The organism is Xanthomonas axonopodis pv. maculifoliigardeniae (genome assembly GCF_041519315.1).
In the GTDB taxonomy this organism is placed as follows: domain Bacteria; phylum Pseudomonadota; class Gammaproteobacteria; order Xanthomonadales; family Xanthomonadaceae; genus Xanthomonas; species Xanthomonas euvesicatoria.
Genome location: NZ_CP167998.1, coordinates 4501275 through 4517900, shown reverse-complemented (window position 1 = coordinate 4517900; position 16626 = coordinate 4501275). Strand labels below are relative to the sequence as shown.

Sequence of the window (16626 nt, the reverse complement as noted above, 5' to 3'; positions counted from 1 at the left end):
ATCTGCGCATGCACGCCACCATCCATACCGCGACCTCGCCGCGCACGCTCCCGTTGCGTCACTGCCCGCTGGCCGTTGCGCTGGCAGCTGCCCTGATGGCCATGCCGGTCAGCGGCCTGGCCCAGGTGGCGGCCAACCAGCTGCCGACCGGCGGCAGCATCGCCGGCGGCACCGGCACCATCAATGCCGTCAACGGCAGCAGCCGGACCGTCGACCAGACCTCCTCGCGCATGGCGCTGACCTGGTCGGCGTTCGACATCGGCTCGTCGGCGACGATGATCTTCAACCAGCCCAGCGCCAGTTCGGTGGTGCTCAACCTGGTGCAGAGCGGCAACCCGACGCAGATCTACGGCAACATCAACGCCAATGGGCAGGTGTTCCTGCTCAACAGCAACGGCGTATTGATCGGCAACACCGCCAACATCAATGTCGGCGGCCTGGTGGTCAGTACGCTGGGCACCACCGTGTCCAAGTTCATGAGCGGCGACTACAGCCTGGATGCCGGCGGCACGACCGTGGCGCAGGTCATCAACAGCGGCACCATCAACGCCGCTGCCGGGTCGGCCGTGCTGATCGGCGGCCGGGCGTCCAACAGCGGCACCATCACCGCCACCGCCGGCAACATCACGCTCGCCGGTGCCGACGCAGCCACGCTGACGTTCGAAAGCGGCGGCTTCGGCGTGCTGATCGACAAGCCGCTGCAGCTGAGTCTGGCGACCGAAGCGGTGGACAATTCCGGCACCCTGAGCGCGCCAGGCGGCGCGATCCAGCTGCAGGCGCGTGCGGCGCAAGGCATCTTCGATCGACTCATCAACAACAGCGGCACCATTCGTGCGGCGTCGCTGTCCAATGGCCCCGACGGCAGCGTGTCGCTCATCGCCTCCGGCGGTGGCAGCTTCGACGTCGCCGGCGGCGGCAGCATCGATGCCGGCACCGGGGCGATCACCCTGAGCACCGGTCGCGGCGTGCAACAGACCGGCATCTACACCGCCGGCAGCCTGGGTGGCTTTATCGGTGGCAGTGCCACCTTCAGCGGGGCCAACAAGATCAGCGGCCTCGGCAACCTGGATGTAGGCGGCAACCTCAGCCTGACCAACACGGTCGCGTTGTCCCAATCCGGTGCGCTGGCGGTGACGGGCACCAGCCAATTCCTGCAGTCCGGCAGTGCGCTTTCGCTGACCAACGGCGGCAACACCTTCGGTGGCCTGGTCAGCGCCAGCGGCACCGGCATTGCCGTGAACGCGGCAGGCAATCTCTCGATCGGCACGTTGAACCTCGACAGCAACAGTGCGCTGTCGTTGAGTGCCACCGGCGCATTGACCTTGCCGACAACGGCGATCAACACCGGCAGCGCCAACCTCACCCTGTCCAGCGGCGGCAGCCTCAGCACGCGCGCCACGCTGACCGGGACGAACGTGGACCTCACCGGTCGCGGCGGCATCGCGCTGGCGCATGACGTCACGGCAAGCGGCACGCTGAAGTTGACCGCCACCAACAACGCGGTCACCCAGACCGCCGGCAGCGTGGCCACCACCGGCACCAGCACCATCAATGCCGGAACCGGTGCCATCACGCTGGACGGCGCAGGCAACGACTTCCAGGGCGTGGTGGCGCTGACCGGCGGCAACACGCGCATCAGCGACAGCGGCGCGCTGACACTGGGTGCGGTGAACGTCAACGATCTCACCGCCATCAGCAACGGCGCGTTGAACCTGGGCAGCGGCCGGGTGGGCGGTGCCTTGCTCGCCACCAGCAACAACGGCGCGATCACCCAGTCGGCCGGTAACTTCCTGACCATCGTCGGCACCAGCAACCTCACTGCCGGCACCGGTGCGATCACCCTGAACAACAGCGGCAACGCCTTTGGCGATCTGGTCAGCGCCACCGGTCGCGGCATCTCGTTGAACGCTGCCGGCAATCTGGCCATCGGCACCCTGAATCTTGGCAACAACAGCGCGCTGTCGCTGCGTGCCAGCGGTGCATTGACCTTGCCGGCAACGGCGATCAACACCGGCAGCGCCAACCTCACCCTTTCCAGTGGCGGCAGCCTCACCACGCGCGCCGCGTTGGCCGGCACGAACGTGGACCTCACCGGCACTGCCGGCATGACTCTGGGGCATGACGTCACTGCAAGCGGCACGCTGGCACTGACCACCACCAACAGCGCGATCACCCAGACCGCCGGCAGCGTGACCGCCACCGGCACCAGCACCGTCAATGCCGGAACCGGCGCCATCGAACTGGATGAAGCGACCAACGATTTCCAGGGCGTGGTGACGCTGACCGGCGGCGACACACGCATCGCCGACACTGGCGCGCTGACGCTGGGTGCGCTGAATACCGGCAGCCTCACCGCCACCGGCAATGGTGCGTTGAACCTGGGTAGCGGCAGCGTCCGCGGCACCCTGGATGCAACCAGTGGCAATGGCGCCATCAGCCAGAGCGCCGGACTGATCGTCGATGGCAGCGCCACCCTCAACGCCGGCAACGGCGCCATCGCGCTGACCGACGGCAGCAACGATTTCCGCAGCAGCGTCAGCCTCACCGGCACCGGCATCAGCGTGGTCGATCGCGACGATCTAAGCGTCGCCTCGATCAGCAACGGCACCAATGGCGCCATCGCCCTGACAGCCGGCGGCGCGCTCACGCTGCCCACGCAGAATCTTTCCACCGGCACCGGCGCACTCAGCCTGGTCGCCAATGGCGGTGCCTTGAGTACGCTCGGCACCTTGAGCGGCGGCAACGTCAGCCTGAGCGCGCGCGATGGCGTGGCGCTCAATCACACCGTCACCGCCGGCGGTATCCTGGGCCTGACTGCCACCAACGCCGCAATCACTCAGAACGCGGGCGTGCTCGACGTTGGCGGGCTGGCCACCGTCAATGCCGGCAACGGCGCCGTTTCGCTCACAGGCGATAACGACTTCAAGAACGGCATTGCATTGACCGGCCGCAATATCGCAGTGGCCGATGCGAACGACCTCAGCGTGGTCTCGCTCAACAACGGGGGCGCCGGCGCCATCGCACTCACCGCACGCAACTCGCTCACGCTGCCTGCCAGCGGATTGACCAGCACCGACAACCTGACGCTGCGCGCAGACAGCGGCACCCTCACATTGGGCGGCAATCTGGTCGGCAATGCGGTGTCACTGTTCAGCGCCAACGCACTGACGCTGGCGACCAGCATCGACAGCAGCACCTTGTCGGTGTCCACCAACAACGGCGCGATCAACCAGACCGCAGGCGCCTTGCGCATCGGTTCGACCTCCAGCTTCAACGCCGGCACCGGTGCGCTGGCACTGGGCAGCGCCGGCAATCACTTCGGCGGCGCAGTGAGCCTGACCGGCAACGGCGTGTCGATCAGCGACAGCGGCGCGCTGACGCTGGGCACGCTCAACACCGGCAACCTCACTGCCACCAGCAACGGCGGATTGAACCTGGGCAGCGGCCGCGTTGCCGGCACCCTGGCTGCGAGCAGCGGCAATGGCGCCATCGGCCAGGCCGGCGGGCTGATCGTCGATGGCAGCGCCACCCTCAACGCCGGCAGCGGCGCCATCGCGCTGACCGACGGCAGCAACGATTTCCGCAGCGGCGTCAGCCTCACCGGTACCGGCATCAGCGTGGTCGATCGTGACGATCTGCGCATCTCCTCGATCAGCAACGGCACCAATGGCGCCATCGCCCTGACAGCCGGCGGCGCGCTCACGCTGCCCACGCAAAACCTCAGCACCGGCACCGGCGCGCTCAGCCTGATCGCCAATGGCGGCGTAGTGAGCACGAACGGCAGCTTGAATGGCGGCAATGTGAGCCTGAGCGGCCGCGATGGCATCGTGCTCAATCACAACGTCACCGCCAGTGGCAGCCTGGGCCTGACTGCCACCACCAACGCGATCTTCCAGAATGCAGGGGTGCTCGACGTCGGCGGCCTTGCCACCGTCGATGCCGGCAACGGCGCCATTTCGCTCGCACGCGATAACGACTTCAGGAACGGCCTTGCACTGACCGGCCGCAATATCGCGGTGGTCGATGCGAACGATCTCAGCGTGGTCTCGCTCAACAACGGTGGAGCCGGCACCATCGCGCTCACCGCACGCAACTCGCTCACGCTGCCCGGCAGCGGATTGACCAGCAGCGATGACCTGACGCTGCGCGCAGAAAACGGCACGCTGACATTGGGCGGCGATCTCGCCGGCAATGCGGTCTCGCTGTTCAGCGCCAACGCACTGACGTTGGCGACCAGCATCGACAGCAGCACCTTGGTGGTGTCCACCAGCAACAGCGCGATCAACCAGACCGCAGGCGCCTTGCGCATCGGTTCGACCTCCAGCTTCAACACCGGCTCCGGCGCGATCGCGTTGGGCAGTGCCGGCAATCACTTCGGCGGTGCAGTGAGCCTGACCGGCAACGAGGTGTCGATCCGCGACAGCAGCACGTTGACGCTGGGCACGCTGAACACCGCCAACCTCACCGCCACCAGCAACGGCGCATTGAACCTGGGCAGCGGCCGCGTTGCCGGCACCCTTGCTGCGAGCAGCGGCAATGGCGCCATCGGCCAGGCCGGCGGACTGATCGTCGATGCCGCCACCACCCTCAATGCCGGCAGCGGCGCCATCGCGCTGATCGACGGCAGCAACGACTTCCAGGGCAGCATGAGCCTGACCGGCGCCGGCATCGCGGTGCGCGACAGCAACGATCTCACGCTCTCTTCGCTGACCAGCAACAACGGCGGCACGATCGCGCTGACCGCCGGCGGCAACCTGATCCTGCCAGGCACGACGTTGAACAACGGCAGCGGCGATATCAACCTGATCGCCAACAGCCTGAGCCTGTCTGCCGCACTGCTTGGCGATGAAGTGAGCCTGCGCGCCAACAGCGGCTTGGCCTTGGGCCAGAACATCACCGCGCGCACGTTGTCGCTTGCCAGCAGCAATGCCGCCATTACGCAAAGCGGCGGCGCACTGCTGGTCAGCGGCGCCACCACGGTCGATGCGGGCACCGGTGCGATTTCGTTGCTGCAAGCCGGCAATAACTTCAACAGCGTCAGCCTGACCGGCAACGGCATTGGCGTGATCGACGGCGACAACCTCAGCCTTGCCGCATTGACCAGCACCGGCAACGGCAGTGTTGCAGTGACCGCCGGCGGTACCTTGAGCCTGCCGTCGCAGGCTATCGCGGTCGGCAACAGCAACCTGACCCTGGCATCGAACGGCGGCGCACTGAGCACGGCCGCAGCCCTGGGTGGCAACAACGTGACGCTGTTCGGACGCGACGGCCTGACTCTGGGCCACACCGTCACCGCCAACACGCTCGCCCTGCGCAGCACCAACGCCGCCATCGTGCAGAACGCCGGCGCACTCGACGTGGTGGGCACCAGCACCGTCGATGCCGGTAGCGCCAGCATCGCGCTCAACAACGGCAGCAACCGCTTTGGCGCCGGCATCCGTCTCACCGGCACCGGCATCACGGTGGCCGATCGCGGCAACCTCACCATCAATGCCTTGAACGCCGGTGCCAACGGCACCATCGCGTTGACCGCCGGCGGCGCACTGAACCTCTCCGCGCAGAACCTGGACACCGGCACCGCCGATCTTGCCCTGATCGCCAATGGCGGCAGCATGAGCACCGGCGGCGACTTGCGCGGCCGCAACGTCACCCTGTCCGCACGCGACGGTCTCACCATCGGCCACACCATCACCACCACAGGCGCGCTGTCGCTGAGCAGCAACAACACCGCGATCACGCAGACCGCCGCGGCACTCGACGTTGGCACCACCACCACCGTCAATGCAGGCAGTGGCAACGTCACGCTCAATACCGCGGGCAACACCTTCAACGGCGTGGTCAATCTCACGGCAGGCGACGTGCAGATCGCCGGCAACGCGCTCAGTTTCGGCACGCTGTCCACCAATGCACTCACCGCCAACAGCAGTGGCGCACTGCATCTCGGTAACGGGGTGGTGCGTGGCGCGTTGAACGGCACCAGCGGCAATGCAGCGATCACCCAGAGCGGCGGTTTGTCGGTCGGCGGTGCATCCAGCTTGAATGCCGGCAGCGGCGACATCGCCTTGACCGATGCCAACAACGACTTCGTCGGCGCGGTTGCGCTCACCGGCAATGCCATCGCCGTGCAGGATCGCAACGACCTCAGCATCGCTGCGGTGCGCAGCGGTGGCAACGCGGCGATCTCGCTGGTCGCCGGCGGTGACTTGAACCTGCCGGCCAGCCAGATCGACACCGGCACCGGCGCGCTGACGCTGACAGCCAACGGCGGCACCTTGCGCACCGCCGGCGCCTTGCGCGGTGGCACGGTGCAACTGACCGGCGCCAATGGCATCGCGCTGAGCAACACGCTCACGGCAGGCAACGCGCTGCGCTTGAACAGCACCAACGCCGCCATCACCCAGACCGGTGGCGCGTTGCTCGTCGCAGGCGACACCACGGTCGATGCCGGCAGCGGCGCCATCACCCTGGAGGCGGCGGGCAACGACTTCCAGGGCCTGCTCACCCTGAGCGGCGGGGCCAGCAGCGTGCGCGATGCCAATGGCTTGACCCTGGGCACGCTCAACACCGGCAACCTGCAGGTCCGTAACAGCGGCGCGCTGAATCTGGGCGTTGGCCTGGTCAATGGCGATCTGGATGCGGCCAGCAATGGCGGTGCCGTCACCCAGAGCGGCGCGTTGACCGTGACCGGCAGTACCCGCATCAACAGCAGTGGCGCTGCCATTGCATTGACCGATGCCGACAACGATTTCCAGGCGGCGGTGAGCCTGAGCGGCGGCGCGGCCAGCGTGCGCGATCGCAATGCGCTGGTCTTGGGCAATCTGGAGGTCGATGCACTGGATGTCGCCAGCGGCGCCGGCCTGGATCTGGGCCAGGGGCGCGTCGGCGGTGCGCTGGTGGCACGCAGCGGGAGTGCAGCAACGGCCCAGGCCAACACGATCGTTGCCCAGGCGATCGCCGTGCCTGCGGCCACCGCTGCCGGCATTACCCAGCAAGGCGCGCTGACCGTGGCGGGCAACAGCGTGCTCGATGCCGGCACCGGTGCGATCGTGCTGGATGCGGCCGGTAACGATTTCCAGGGCACGGTGCAGGCGCGCGGCAGCAGCATCGCCATCGTCGATCGCAACGACCTGGCGGCGACTGCGCAAGCCAGCGATGCCCTGCGTCTGCAGGCCGGTGGCCAGCTCACCACCGCTGGCGCGCTCAGCGCCAACGCCATCGCCCTGCGCGGCGGCACCGGCGTGGCACTCGGTCACGACGTTGAAGGCGCCAGCGTGGCCTTGAGCAGCGGCGGGGCGATCACCCAGAACGCCGGCAACCTGCGCGCCGGTCAGCTCGGCGGCAATGCCGCCGGGGCGGTCACGCTCACCGGCAGTGGCAACGCCATCGACGCGCTCGGCGACTTCAGCGCGCAAGGCCTGAATCTGGTCAGCAATCGCTCGCTGCTGGTCAGCGGCCGCGTCGACGGCGGCCCCTCGCTGCGCCTGCGCAGCGGCGGCGAGCTGCAGCTGAGCGGCCAGCTCAGCGGCGCCACCAGCTGGTTGCAGGCCGCTGCCGGCATCCGCCAGCGCGCCGGCAGTTCGATCACCGCCGGCCTGCTCAGCGGTAGCGCAGGCGGCGCGGTGGTGCTGGGCGATGCGGCCGGTTTCGTCGACAACCGTGTCGTACGCCTGGGCGACTTCGTCGCCAGCAATGGGTTCAGCTTCACCAACGGCGGCGATTTGCTGCTTGTGCTGGCCAATGGCAGCAGCTACAGCGTGGATGCCGGCAACAGCGCGATGTTCCTGTCGGTCCGCGGCAATCTGTTCCAGGACGGCCGCGCGCCGCTGCGCAACGGCACCGGCACCTTTGCCGCCACCGGCCAGATCGGTACGCAGCAGAACCCGATCTATGTGATCGGTACCGGCACCCAGACCGTGGCGGCGATCGGCGCGCCGCCGGCGTATTTCAACGCCACGACGGTCGACGGCAGCCTGCTCGATCTGGCCGGCGGCTCCGGCTTCAATGTGCCGGCCTCGGCGTTTGCCGGCCGTGCGCAGAGTTCGGCCAGCCGCACCGTGGCCTTCGTGGACCTGTCGGCCAGCGGTACCCCGTACCGCGCCTTCGGCCTGGTCCGCCCCGGCCTGCGGTTGCCCGACGACCAGCAGCCGGCCTGCGACGCCGGCGACCCGGATGCCGTCTGCAATCCCGAGTGACCTGCCTGCCGCCGCCCACCGCGGCGGCTTCCCCGATGGAGGCCGTGCCATGCAAGACGACAGTTCCCTGGAGACCCTGCTGGCGCCGCTCGGCGACGACGCCCCGGCCGGACCGGATCTGGAATACGACCCGGAATTCCTGCGCCTGGAGCGCGAATCGTCGGCCCGCGCCGAGCGCTCGCTGGGCGAGAGCGTCATCGCCGCCGAAGAACCGGACTGGGACAAGGTGCAGGCGCTGGCGCTGGAGCTGAGCCGGCGCAGCCGCGACCTGCGCGTGGCCGGCAAGCTCGGCGCCGCCTGGCTGCGCCTGCGCGGCCTGCCGGGCTGGGCCGATGCGTTGGCGTTGATCCACGGCCTGCTCGAGCGTCATTGGGACAGCGTGCATCCGCAGCTGGATGCCGACGACGACAACGACCCGACCTCGCGCATCAATGCGCTGGTCGGCCTCAGCGACCCGATGGGCCTGCTCGGTGCGCTGCGCACCACCGCGTTCGTGCAGTCGCCGCGGCTGGGCCGCTTCAGCCTGCGCGATCTGCGCGTGGCCAACGGCAGCATCAAGCTGCCCGACGGCCAGAGCGGCCCCAGCCTGGCCGAAATCGAAGCCTGCTGCCAGGACTGCGCGCCGGAAACGCTGGCCACCTCCGCCCAGGCCATTGCCGAGGCGCTGCGGCAGGCGCGCGCGATCGATGCGCTGCTGAGCGAGCGCGTCGGCACCGCTGCGCCGGACCTGCGGCCGCTGCTGACCGACCTGCGCGATCTGGAGCGCTTCGTACTGCCGCATTGGCAAGCGCGGCAGGGCGTCCTTGCGGTCACTGAAGACGGTGAGCAGGCTGCCGGCGAGGGCCACGCCGCCGCCACGGCAACCAGTGCCACCCGCCGCAACGACGAGATCGCCGGCCCCGAGGATGTGAAGCGGCGGCTGGAAGAGATCTGCGCCTATTACGCCCGGCACGAACCATCCAGCCCGGTGCCGATGCTGCTGCGCCGCGCCCAACGCCTGGTCGGCTGCGATTTCCTGGCGCTGATGAAGGAGCTGGCCCCGGCCGGCATCGACGAACTGCAACGCGTCACCGGCCCGCTCGAAGAAACCTGAGCCGCATCGCCAGGCAAGAAACCCGAGCACCTGGTGTCCCGCCGGGCAGGGAACGCCGAGCAGCGGTTGCGCTGGACAGGCAGGGCACCTGAGCGGTGCGCCCAGCGATCGTGAACACGGTTGAGTAGCGCCCAATCGTGTGAAAGAGCGCCGGGCACCGCTGCATGCCGGCAGCCCATCGTCAGCGCTACCGCAAGCGCACCACGCGGGTGTGCGGCGCGCTGTGCGCGAGGGGACATCTCCGGGCACGGCGGCAATTCGGCCAAGGCAATGAACCGCAGATCAAAAACGCAACGCCACCGGGCGTCTCAACGCCCGACGCATGCCCCACGAATCGCGAATCCCAACTCCCCAATCACCAGCTATAGAGCTGCCAATACACCTTGTTGACCTTGTCCTTTTCCGCGTCGGTATGCCCGTCATGGTCGCGGTCGTACAGGAAGTAGGGCGCCCCGCGCGCCGGCGTCACCCGCACCATCTCCAGCTGACCGTTGACGCGGTATTCGTCGACCTTGTCGCCGTTGCCCATGGTCTTGCTGGTGACATCGGCGCCAGCCGGGATATCGCCACCGGCGCGGTCGCCGCCGCCGGTGGCACAGCCGCCGAGCAGCAGTAACGGCAGCAGCAAAAGACGTGCTTTGTTCATTGTCGTTATCCGTGTTGATCGCCAGCCAGTATGCGCTGGCGCGGTGTGCCCTGGGCGTGCAGCGTAGAATCGGGCCATGAGCAGATTAGTCCTGATCGACGGGTCCAGTTACCTGTATCGCGCGTTCCACGCGCTTCCGCCGCTGACCAATGCCCAGGGCGAGCCCACCGGCGCCTTGTTCGGCGTGGTCAACATGTTGCGCGCCACCTTGAAGGAGCGCCCGGCCTACATCGCCTTCGTGGTGGATGCGCCCGGTAAAACGTTCCGTGATGACTTGTATGCCGACTACAAGGCCAACCGACCGTCGATGCCCGACGACCTGCGCGCGCAGGTGCAGCCGATGTGCGACATCGTGCATGCGCTGGGCATCGACATCCTGCGCATCGACGGCGTGGAAGCGGACGATGTGATCGGCACGCTGGCGCTGCAGGGCGCCGCCGATGGGTTGAGCGTTACCATCTCCACCGGCGACAAGGACTTCGCCCAGCTGGTGCGTCCGGGCATCGAACTGGTCAACACCATGAGCGGCAGCCGCATGGATTCGGACGCGGCGGTGATCGCCAAGTTCGGCGTGCGGCCCGATCAGATCGTCGACCTGCTGGCGTTGATGGGCGACACAGTCGACAACGTGCCCGGCGTGGAAAAGTGCGGCCCCAAGACCGCCGCCAAATGGCTGGCCGAATACGACTCGCTCGATGGCGTCATCGCCAACGCCGACAAGATCAAGGGCAAGATCGGCGACAACCTGCGCGCCGCATTGCCACGCCTGCCGCTCAACCGTGAGCTGGTGACCATCAAGACCGATGTCACCCTGGCCAGCGGCCCGCGCGCGCTGGACCTGCGCGAGCCCAACGCCGAGGCGCTGGCGGTGCTGTACGCCCGCTACGGCTTCACCCAGGCGCTGCGCGAACTCGGTGGTGCGGCCGCCCAGGCGGGCCTGCTGGCCGAGCCGGTGGCGCTGGGCGCTGCTGCTGCCACTGCGCGCACCGAACCGGGCCGCGCGCGCGGCACCGGCTTCGTCTCCGGCCCCGTCAACGCCGCGGTGGATCTCGATCCGTCGCTGTCGGCGCCCGGCCAGTACGAGACCATCCTGACCCAGGAGCAGCTCGACAGCTGGATCGCGCGGCTGCGTGCCGCCGGGCAGTTCGCCTTCGATACCGAAACCGACAGCCTGGACCCGCTGCAAGCCGATTTGATCGGCCTGAGCGTGGCCGCCGAGCCCGGCCAGGCGGCGTACCTGCCGTTCGGCCATCACTTCCCCGGTGCGCCGGCCCAACTCGACCGCACCCAGGCATTGGCGCAACTGGCGCCACTGCTCACCGACCCGGCCGTGCGCAAGCTCGGCCAGCACGGCAAGTACGACCTGCACGTGATGCGCCGGCATGGCGTGGCGCTGGCCGGCTATGCCGACGACACCCTGCTGGAGAGCTTCGTGCTCAATTCCGGCAGTGCCCGCCACGACATGGACAGCCTGGCCAAGCGCTATCTCGGCTACGACACCGTCAAGTACGAAGACGTCTGCGGCAAGGGCGCCAAGCAGATCCCGTTCGCCCAGATCAGCCTGGAAGACGCCACCCGCTACGCCGCCGAGGACGCCGACATCACCTTGCGCCTGCATCGCGTGCTCGGCCCCCGGCTGGCCAGCGAACCGGGCCTGGAGCGCGTCTACCGCGACATCGAAATGCCGCTGGTGGACGTGCTGGCCCGCATCGAAGCCAACGGTGTGTGCGTGGATGCGGCCGAACTGCGCCGCCAGAGTGCGGACCTGTCCAAGCGCATGCTCGCTGCCCAGCAGAAAGCCACCGAGCTGGCCGGGCGCAGCTTCAACCTGGATTCGCCCAAGCAGCTGCAGGCCCTGCTGTTCGACGAGCTCAAGCTCCCCGCCGTGGTCAAGACGCCCAAGGGCCAGCCCTCGACCAACGAAGAAGCACTGGAAGCCATCGCCGACCAGCACGAGCTGCCACGCGTGATCCTGGAGTACCGGGGCTTGGCCAAGCTGCGCAGCACCTACACCGACAAGCTGCCGGAGATGATCCACCCGCAGTCCGGGCGCGTGCACACCAGCTACCACCAGGCTGGCGCCGCCACCGGGCGGCTGTCCTCGTCCGATCCGAACCTGCAGAACATCCCGATCCGCACCGAAGACGGTCGTCGCATCCGCCGCGCCTTCGTCGCCCCGGCCGGACGCAAGCTGATCGCCTGCGACTATTCGCAGATCGAGCTGCGCATCATGGCGCACCTGTCCGGCGACCCCGGACTGGTGGGCGCGTTCGAATCCGGCGCCGACGTCCACCGCGCCACCGCCGCCGAAGTGTTCGGCCGCACCATCGACACCGTCAGCGGCGATGAGCGCCGCGCCGCCAAGGCCATCAACTTCGGCCTGATGTACGGCATGAGCGCCTTCGGCCTGGCCCGTCAGCTCGGTATCGGCCGCGGCGAGGCGCAGGACTACATCGCGCTGTACTTCAGCCGTTACCCGGGCGTGCGCGACTTCATGGAAACCACCCGCCAGCAGGCGCGCGACAAGGGCTACGTGGAAACGGTGTTCGGGCGCCGGCTGTATCTGGACTTCATCAATGCCGGCAGCCAGGGCCAGCGTGCCGGTGCCGAGCGCGCCGCCATCAACGCGCCGATGCAGGGCACCGCCGCAGATATCATCAAGCGCGCCATGGTCAACGTGGACGGCTGGATCGCCAACCACGCGCAACGCGCGAAGATGATCTTGCAGGTGCACGACGAACTGGTGTTCGAAGCCGATATTAATTTCGTCGATACGCTACTGAGCGAGGTCACCACGCGCATGGCGGGCGCAGCTGAATTACGCGTGCCGTTGGTGGTGGATTCGGGCGTTGGCGATAATTGGGACCAAGCGCATTGATGCGGTGAATGGCTGCGATATGCTGAATACGCAGATCAGCAATAATCCGTTCCAAACATAATGTGAATTCAGCTGAGTTAATGGAATGAATACCCCCTAAATTCTACATTTTTTTAACAGTTATCTTCACGATCCATCAATGTAGAAAATGTTGTTATATCCCTCGACGGGCGCAACGCCTGTCGGTAGATCTCTCCCATCCCCTGGAGCAGATCTCGGAGCGGAAACTCCTCCCCAAGTTTCCGTTCCCTGGCCCCGCCGACCTCCCCCTGGTCTGCGGGGCTTTTTATTTGTGTCCTTCCACTATGCGCAAGCGCTGCAGCGTTAACAGCGATGCTGCAGGTGCCTTCGGTGTGCGCAGGGCGCGTGGCGTGTAGCGACACCACTCCAAGACCCTGCGCAGGCAACGCATTCGCTTGGCGCCAAGCCCCAATGCATGCCGCGTTGCAGCGTAAATGCCCGCTCATCGTCGGGTGCGGCGATGCAGAGGGAATGCTGCGCCGGCGGTACGAGGCCATGCTGCTCATTCAGTTTATGGGCGGGCAGCACGCGTATTCATCTATCGATTTACGGTTGTTGCGTTTGCGCGCGCCTGCCATGCACGCTACCGCTACCGCTACCGGCGCTGGTGGGCGAGTTTCATTCTGCCAAGGAACAGGGCGCCGTCGCGTCGCGCGATCCGCGCCTGTGCGGCCACTGTCGCCGGGCAGCGTGGCCCACCGATGACGCGCAGTGGATCGAGCCGTCAGCAGGCAACGCACTTGCTCGCGACGCGCTGTAACGTGCCCGCCAGTGCCACCGCCTGCGTGGACGCCCGCCAGCACGCCGCGCCTTATGGCGGCGGTTCGATCAACCGAGCCAGTCGCGTGGAATCAGGTAATCGGCCAGCCGCGCTTCTGCGCTGCCCGGCTCCGGCGTGAAGCCGTACTCCCAGCGCACCCGCGGCGGCAAACTCATCAGGATGCTCTCGGCGCGCCCACCGCTCTGCAATCCAAAGAGGGTGCCGCGGTCGTAGACCAGATTGAATTCCACGTAGCGCCCACGACGGTACAACTGAAACTCGCGTTCGCGCTCGCCGTAGGGTGTGTCCTTGCGCCGCTGCACGATTGGTATGTACGCATCCAGAAAGCCATCGCCCACTGCGCGCTGGTAGGCGAAGTCGCGCTCGAAATCCTGACCCAGATCGTCGAAGAACAGCCCGCCCACGCCACGCGTTTCATTGCGGTGGCGCAGGAAAAAGTATTCGTCGCACCAACGCTTGTGCGCGGCATAGCGCTCTTGGCCAAACGGCTCGCACAGCGCCTGTGCAACGCGGTGCCAGTGCTGCACATCCTCATCGAAGGGATAGAACGGAGTCAGGTCGAAGCCACCGCCAAACCAGGCGGCCACCACCTCGCCATCGCGCTCGGCGCGGAAGTAGCGCACGTTCATGTGCGTGGTCGGGATATACGGGTTGTGCGGATGAAACACCAACGAGACGCCGCATGCACGCCAGGTCGCACCGGCAAGCTCGGGCCGGTGCGCACTGGCCGACGGCGGCAGGCGCGTACCGGACACATCCGAAAAACCGATGCCGGCCTGCTCGAACACCGCGCCGTCGCGCAGGATGCGGGTACGGCCACCGCCGCCTTCCTCGCGCTTCCAAAGGTCCTCGGCGAAGCGTGCCTTACCGTCGGCAGCTTCCACAGCGGCGCAGATGCGGTCCTGCAGGTCGGTCAGATAATCGCGTACACGGTCGAATTCGTTCATGTCCCAATTCTAAGCCGTGCGCTCCGCGCGGTGCATCCCGCGCAAGCGCGCCCGTTTGTCGCAGTGCGATGCGGGATGACGGCGCAGTGATCACCGCTGGGCAATGACCAGTCGAGATGGTCGTATGCCAGCGCAACCGAGGGGCGAGACTCGCTTGTTCTACAGCGCCGTTTCCGTATCAGGAGCTACTTCATAAACTGCCGACCAACGTGTGGTGCAGTGTCCTTGCCGCAAGGATGGGTTCACGGCGTGTGCCGCGAGCGATGCGGGCGCCGTGCATTCGAGCTGGGATTGAAGATAGCCAGGCAACCGCACACGCAAGCTCTCAGTTTTCGATGCGCAACTGGCGAGCGAGGCGTATTTCGTTGCAAGGCAGCTGAACTGCTGCAGGTTGCAACGTCCTTACCGGCTATCAGGTCGCTCAGCTTGCGAAAACTCCGCGCGGACAGCGGGCGTGCATAGCCGCCATGCCAATGCTGCGTGGACGCAGCCGATCGCCAGCGCACCCAGGCCGGTGAGGACCAGTGCCATTTGCTGGGTGGCCTGCAAACGTGCCTGCATCTGCGGCCACTCCGGGCTTTGCAGCACATCGGCGGGCAGCAGCGTCTGCACGCCGTCGAACAAGGGCCCGATCAACGCCAGTCCGCCGAAATTGAGCAGCCCGGTCACCAGCAACACCGCCACGAAGCCACGCCTTGCCCACTCGCGCCGCTGCAGCAGCGCCCAACTCAACCAGCAGAACGCAGCCGAGAGCACCACGCCGGCGACCGATAACGACAGCGCGTGATCGATCAGCCATTGCCAGGAGGGGGGCAGGGTGATGCCTTGGGGCAGCCCTAGCGATGCCGCACCTGGCGCCAGTGCGATCATTGCGATCTGCATCAGATTGGCCAGCACGCTGACCGCCCCCAGCAACAGGGAAACCCCAGCCAGCGGAGTGACGAAGCCACCGCGCTGGCGCGCCGATGCTGGCCGGACGGCGCTCATCGTAGTGATGCGATGTGGGCAGCCACCATCGCCTGCCCGGGCGGATCCAGCGCAGGTTGCAGGCGCGCGTACCACTCGGGCACTGCGTCGGCTGGCAGGCATTGGCGCAACAGCGGCGTGCTGCGCTCAAGAAATGCTTCGAGAAACGGCAGCCCGCGCACGTACAGGAAATGGCTGTCGGTAATGGACATGCCAGCATATGCCTCGCGCAGCCATTCCAGGTGCGGCAGCGCGTGCGCCCCGTGGCCGGCGCGGGTGAGCGCGGTGAGGAAGCTGGTACGCGCGGTCGCCGGCGAGGTGGACCGCTCCTGTGCATTGAGATCGTCGAAGGTCAGCAACCACTGCTCGCCCTGGGCGATCTCGTTGCACATCACCGAGGTGGTTGCCAGCTGCAGTGCGTTGTGTGCCGTGGGCTCCAGCGCATACAGCGCCAGCCAGTACGGGTAGGCCTCGCGATAGCGGTCCAGCGCGCTCAACGACAGCGCGCACAGGCGCTGCGCATCGGCACCAAGGTGGCGCTGCGTCTGCGCAGCGTTGTAGGCAGCCACATGGTCGCCGCGCTGAAACGCGCTCAGCGCCGGTTGCAGTGCGGGATCGATCTCGGCCCCCGCCTCCGAGACGTCTGCGGCAGCGACAGGCGCAGCCGTCGGTGCCGTGCGCGGCGTGTTTGCCGCAGTGCTCTTGCGTCCAAACAAACGGTCCCACAGGCCCATCGCGTCTCCCTTCCCTGCGCCCGTGGTGAGTGGAAGCGCCGTCATGCCGGCGGCGCACCGGTCATGCGGCGGACCGGTGCAGCAGCACGCGTGCAGCGATGGCGCGTTACCGGTCCAGCGCCAAGCTTAGAGCCACTGGCGTAGCAACAGGTGAGCGGGAAGCAACCCAGACGCCGGTGTTGGTTTGCCCGCGCACGTGCCGCGTCGTTGATCCTGATCGCAGCGTCGTCGCTGCAGTTGGCCGGATCGGCTACGTTCTGCGCGGTTGGTCAGGGCGCATCGTGACTGCGAGATGGCCTGACCCCGGCATCTGCGTGCAGGACGCGCGGCGCCCGCCCCGTGCCGCTGGCGGCCGACCCGTGGGCAAG

7 protein-coding genes and 2 pseudogenes are annotated in these 16626 nt (G+C 67.2%); 5 read left to right on the top strand and 4 right to left on the bottom strand.

What is annotated here, in order from left to right; genetic code table 11:
- Positions 1 to 8: 8 nt before the first annotated feature.
- The 4 genes and pseudogenes from ACDH77_RS20910 to tssA all read left to right on the top strand — a co-directional run.
- Positions 9 to 2783, top strand: a pseudogene (locus ACDH77_RS20910) (beta strand repeat-containing protein); the annotation flags it as partial.
- Positions 2769 to 2882: pseudogene (locus ACDH77_RS20905) on the top strand (hypothetical protein); the annotation flags it as partial. The pseudogenes ACDH77_RS20910 and ACDH77_RS20905, both read left to right, overlap by 15 nt.
- Positions 2883 to 2960: 78 nt before the next feature.
- The gene (locus tag ACDH77_RS19265) at positions 2961 to 8192 is read left to right on the top strand and encodes a beta strand repeat-containing protein (RefSeq protein ID WP_409351287.1); all 5232 of its coding nucleotides are present in this window, start codon (positions 2961 to 2963) and stop codon (positions 8190 to 8192) included.
- Between the two features lie 49 nt (positions 8193 to 8241).
- Positions 8242 to 9285, top strand: coding sequence for a type VI secretion system protein TssA (gene tssA / locus ACDH77_RS19260; RefSeq protein ID WP_008571144.1), 1044 nt, complete (start codon positions 8242 to 8244; stop codon positions 9283 to 9285).
- 355 nt (positions 9286 to 9640) lie between these two features.
- Here the strand turns inward: tssA and ACDH77_RS19255 are convergent, their stop codons facing one another.
- Positions 9641 to 9931 carry a DUF2782 domain-containing protein gene (locus ACDH77_RS19255; RefSeq protein WP_008571145.1) on the bottom strand — a complete coding sequence of 97 codons (291 nt, stop codon included), beginning with the start codon at positions 9929 to 9931 and terminating at the stop codon, positions 9641 to 9643.
- 76 nt (positions 9932 to 10007) lie between these two features.
- Between ACDH77_RS19255 and polA the strand changes: the two genes are divergently transcribed.
- Complete coding sequence (gene polA / locus ACDH77_RS19250; RefSeq protein WP_372353598.1) at positions 10008 to 12809, top strand: DNA polymerase I; 2802 nt, start codon at positions 10008 to 10010, stop codon at positions 12807 to 12809.
- Between the two features lie 849 nt (positions 12810 to 13658).
- Here polA and hemF read toward each other — a convergent pair.
- The 3 genes from hemF to ACDH77_RS19235 form a co-directional block, all read right to left on the bottom strand.
- Positions 13659 to 14558, bottom strand: a complete 900-nt coding sequence (gene hemF, locus ACDH77_RS19245) for an oxygen-dependent coproporphyrinogen oxidase (RefSeq protein WP_008571148.1) — start codon at positions 14556 to 14558, stop codon at positions 13659 to 13661.
- Between the two features lie 402 nt (positions 14559 to 14960).
- Entirely contained in the window at positions 14961 to 15545 is a 585-nt protein-coding gene (locus ACDH77_RS19240; protein ID WP_109290462.1) for a hypothetical protein, read from the bottom strand.
- Positions 15542 to 16258: a hypothetical protein gene (locus tag ACDH77_RS19235; RefSeq protein WP_372353597.1), complete on the bottom strand. Its 717-nt coding sequence runs from the start codon at positions 16256 to 16258 to the stop codon at positions 15542 to 15544. Before ACDH77_RS19235 ends, ACDH77_RS19240 begins: the two co-directional genes overlap by 4 nt.
- Positions 16259 to 16626 lie beyond the last annotated feature (368 nt).

Excerpts from the sequence above, each read along its gene's own strand:
- ACDH77_RS19255 (WP_008571145.1), bottom strand. The coding sequence starts at position 9,931 with ATGAACAAAGCACGTCTTTTGCTGCTGCCGTTACTGCTGCTCGGCGGC.
- tssA (WP_008571144.1), top strand. The coding sequence starts at position 8,242 with ATGCAAGACGACAGTTCCCTGGAGACCCTGCTGGCGCCGCTCGGCGAC.
- hemF (WP_008571148.1), bottom strand. The coding sequence starts at position 14,558 with ATGAACGAATTCGACCGTGTACGCGATTATCTGACCGACCTGCAGGAC.
- ACDH77_RS19235 (WP_372353597.1), bottom strand. The coding sequence starts at position 16,258 with ATGGGCCTGTGGGACCGTTTGTTTGGACGCAAGAGCACTGCGGCAAAC.
- ACDH77_RS19240 (WP_109290462.1), bottom strand. The coding sequence starts at position 15,545 with ATGAGCGCCGTCCGGCCAGCATCGGCGCGCCAGCGCGGTGGCTTCGTC.
- polA (WP_372353598.1), top strand. The coding sequence starts at position 10,008 with ATGAGCAGATTAGTCCTGATCGACGGGTCCAGTTACCTGTATCGCGCG.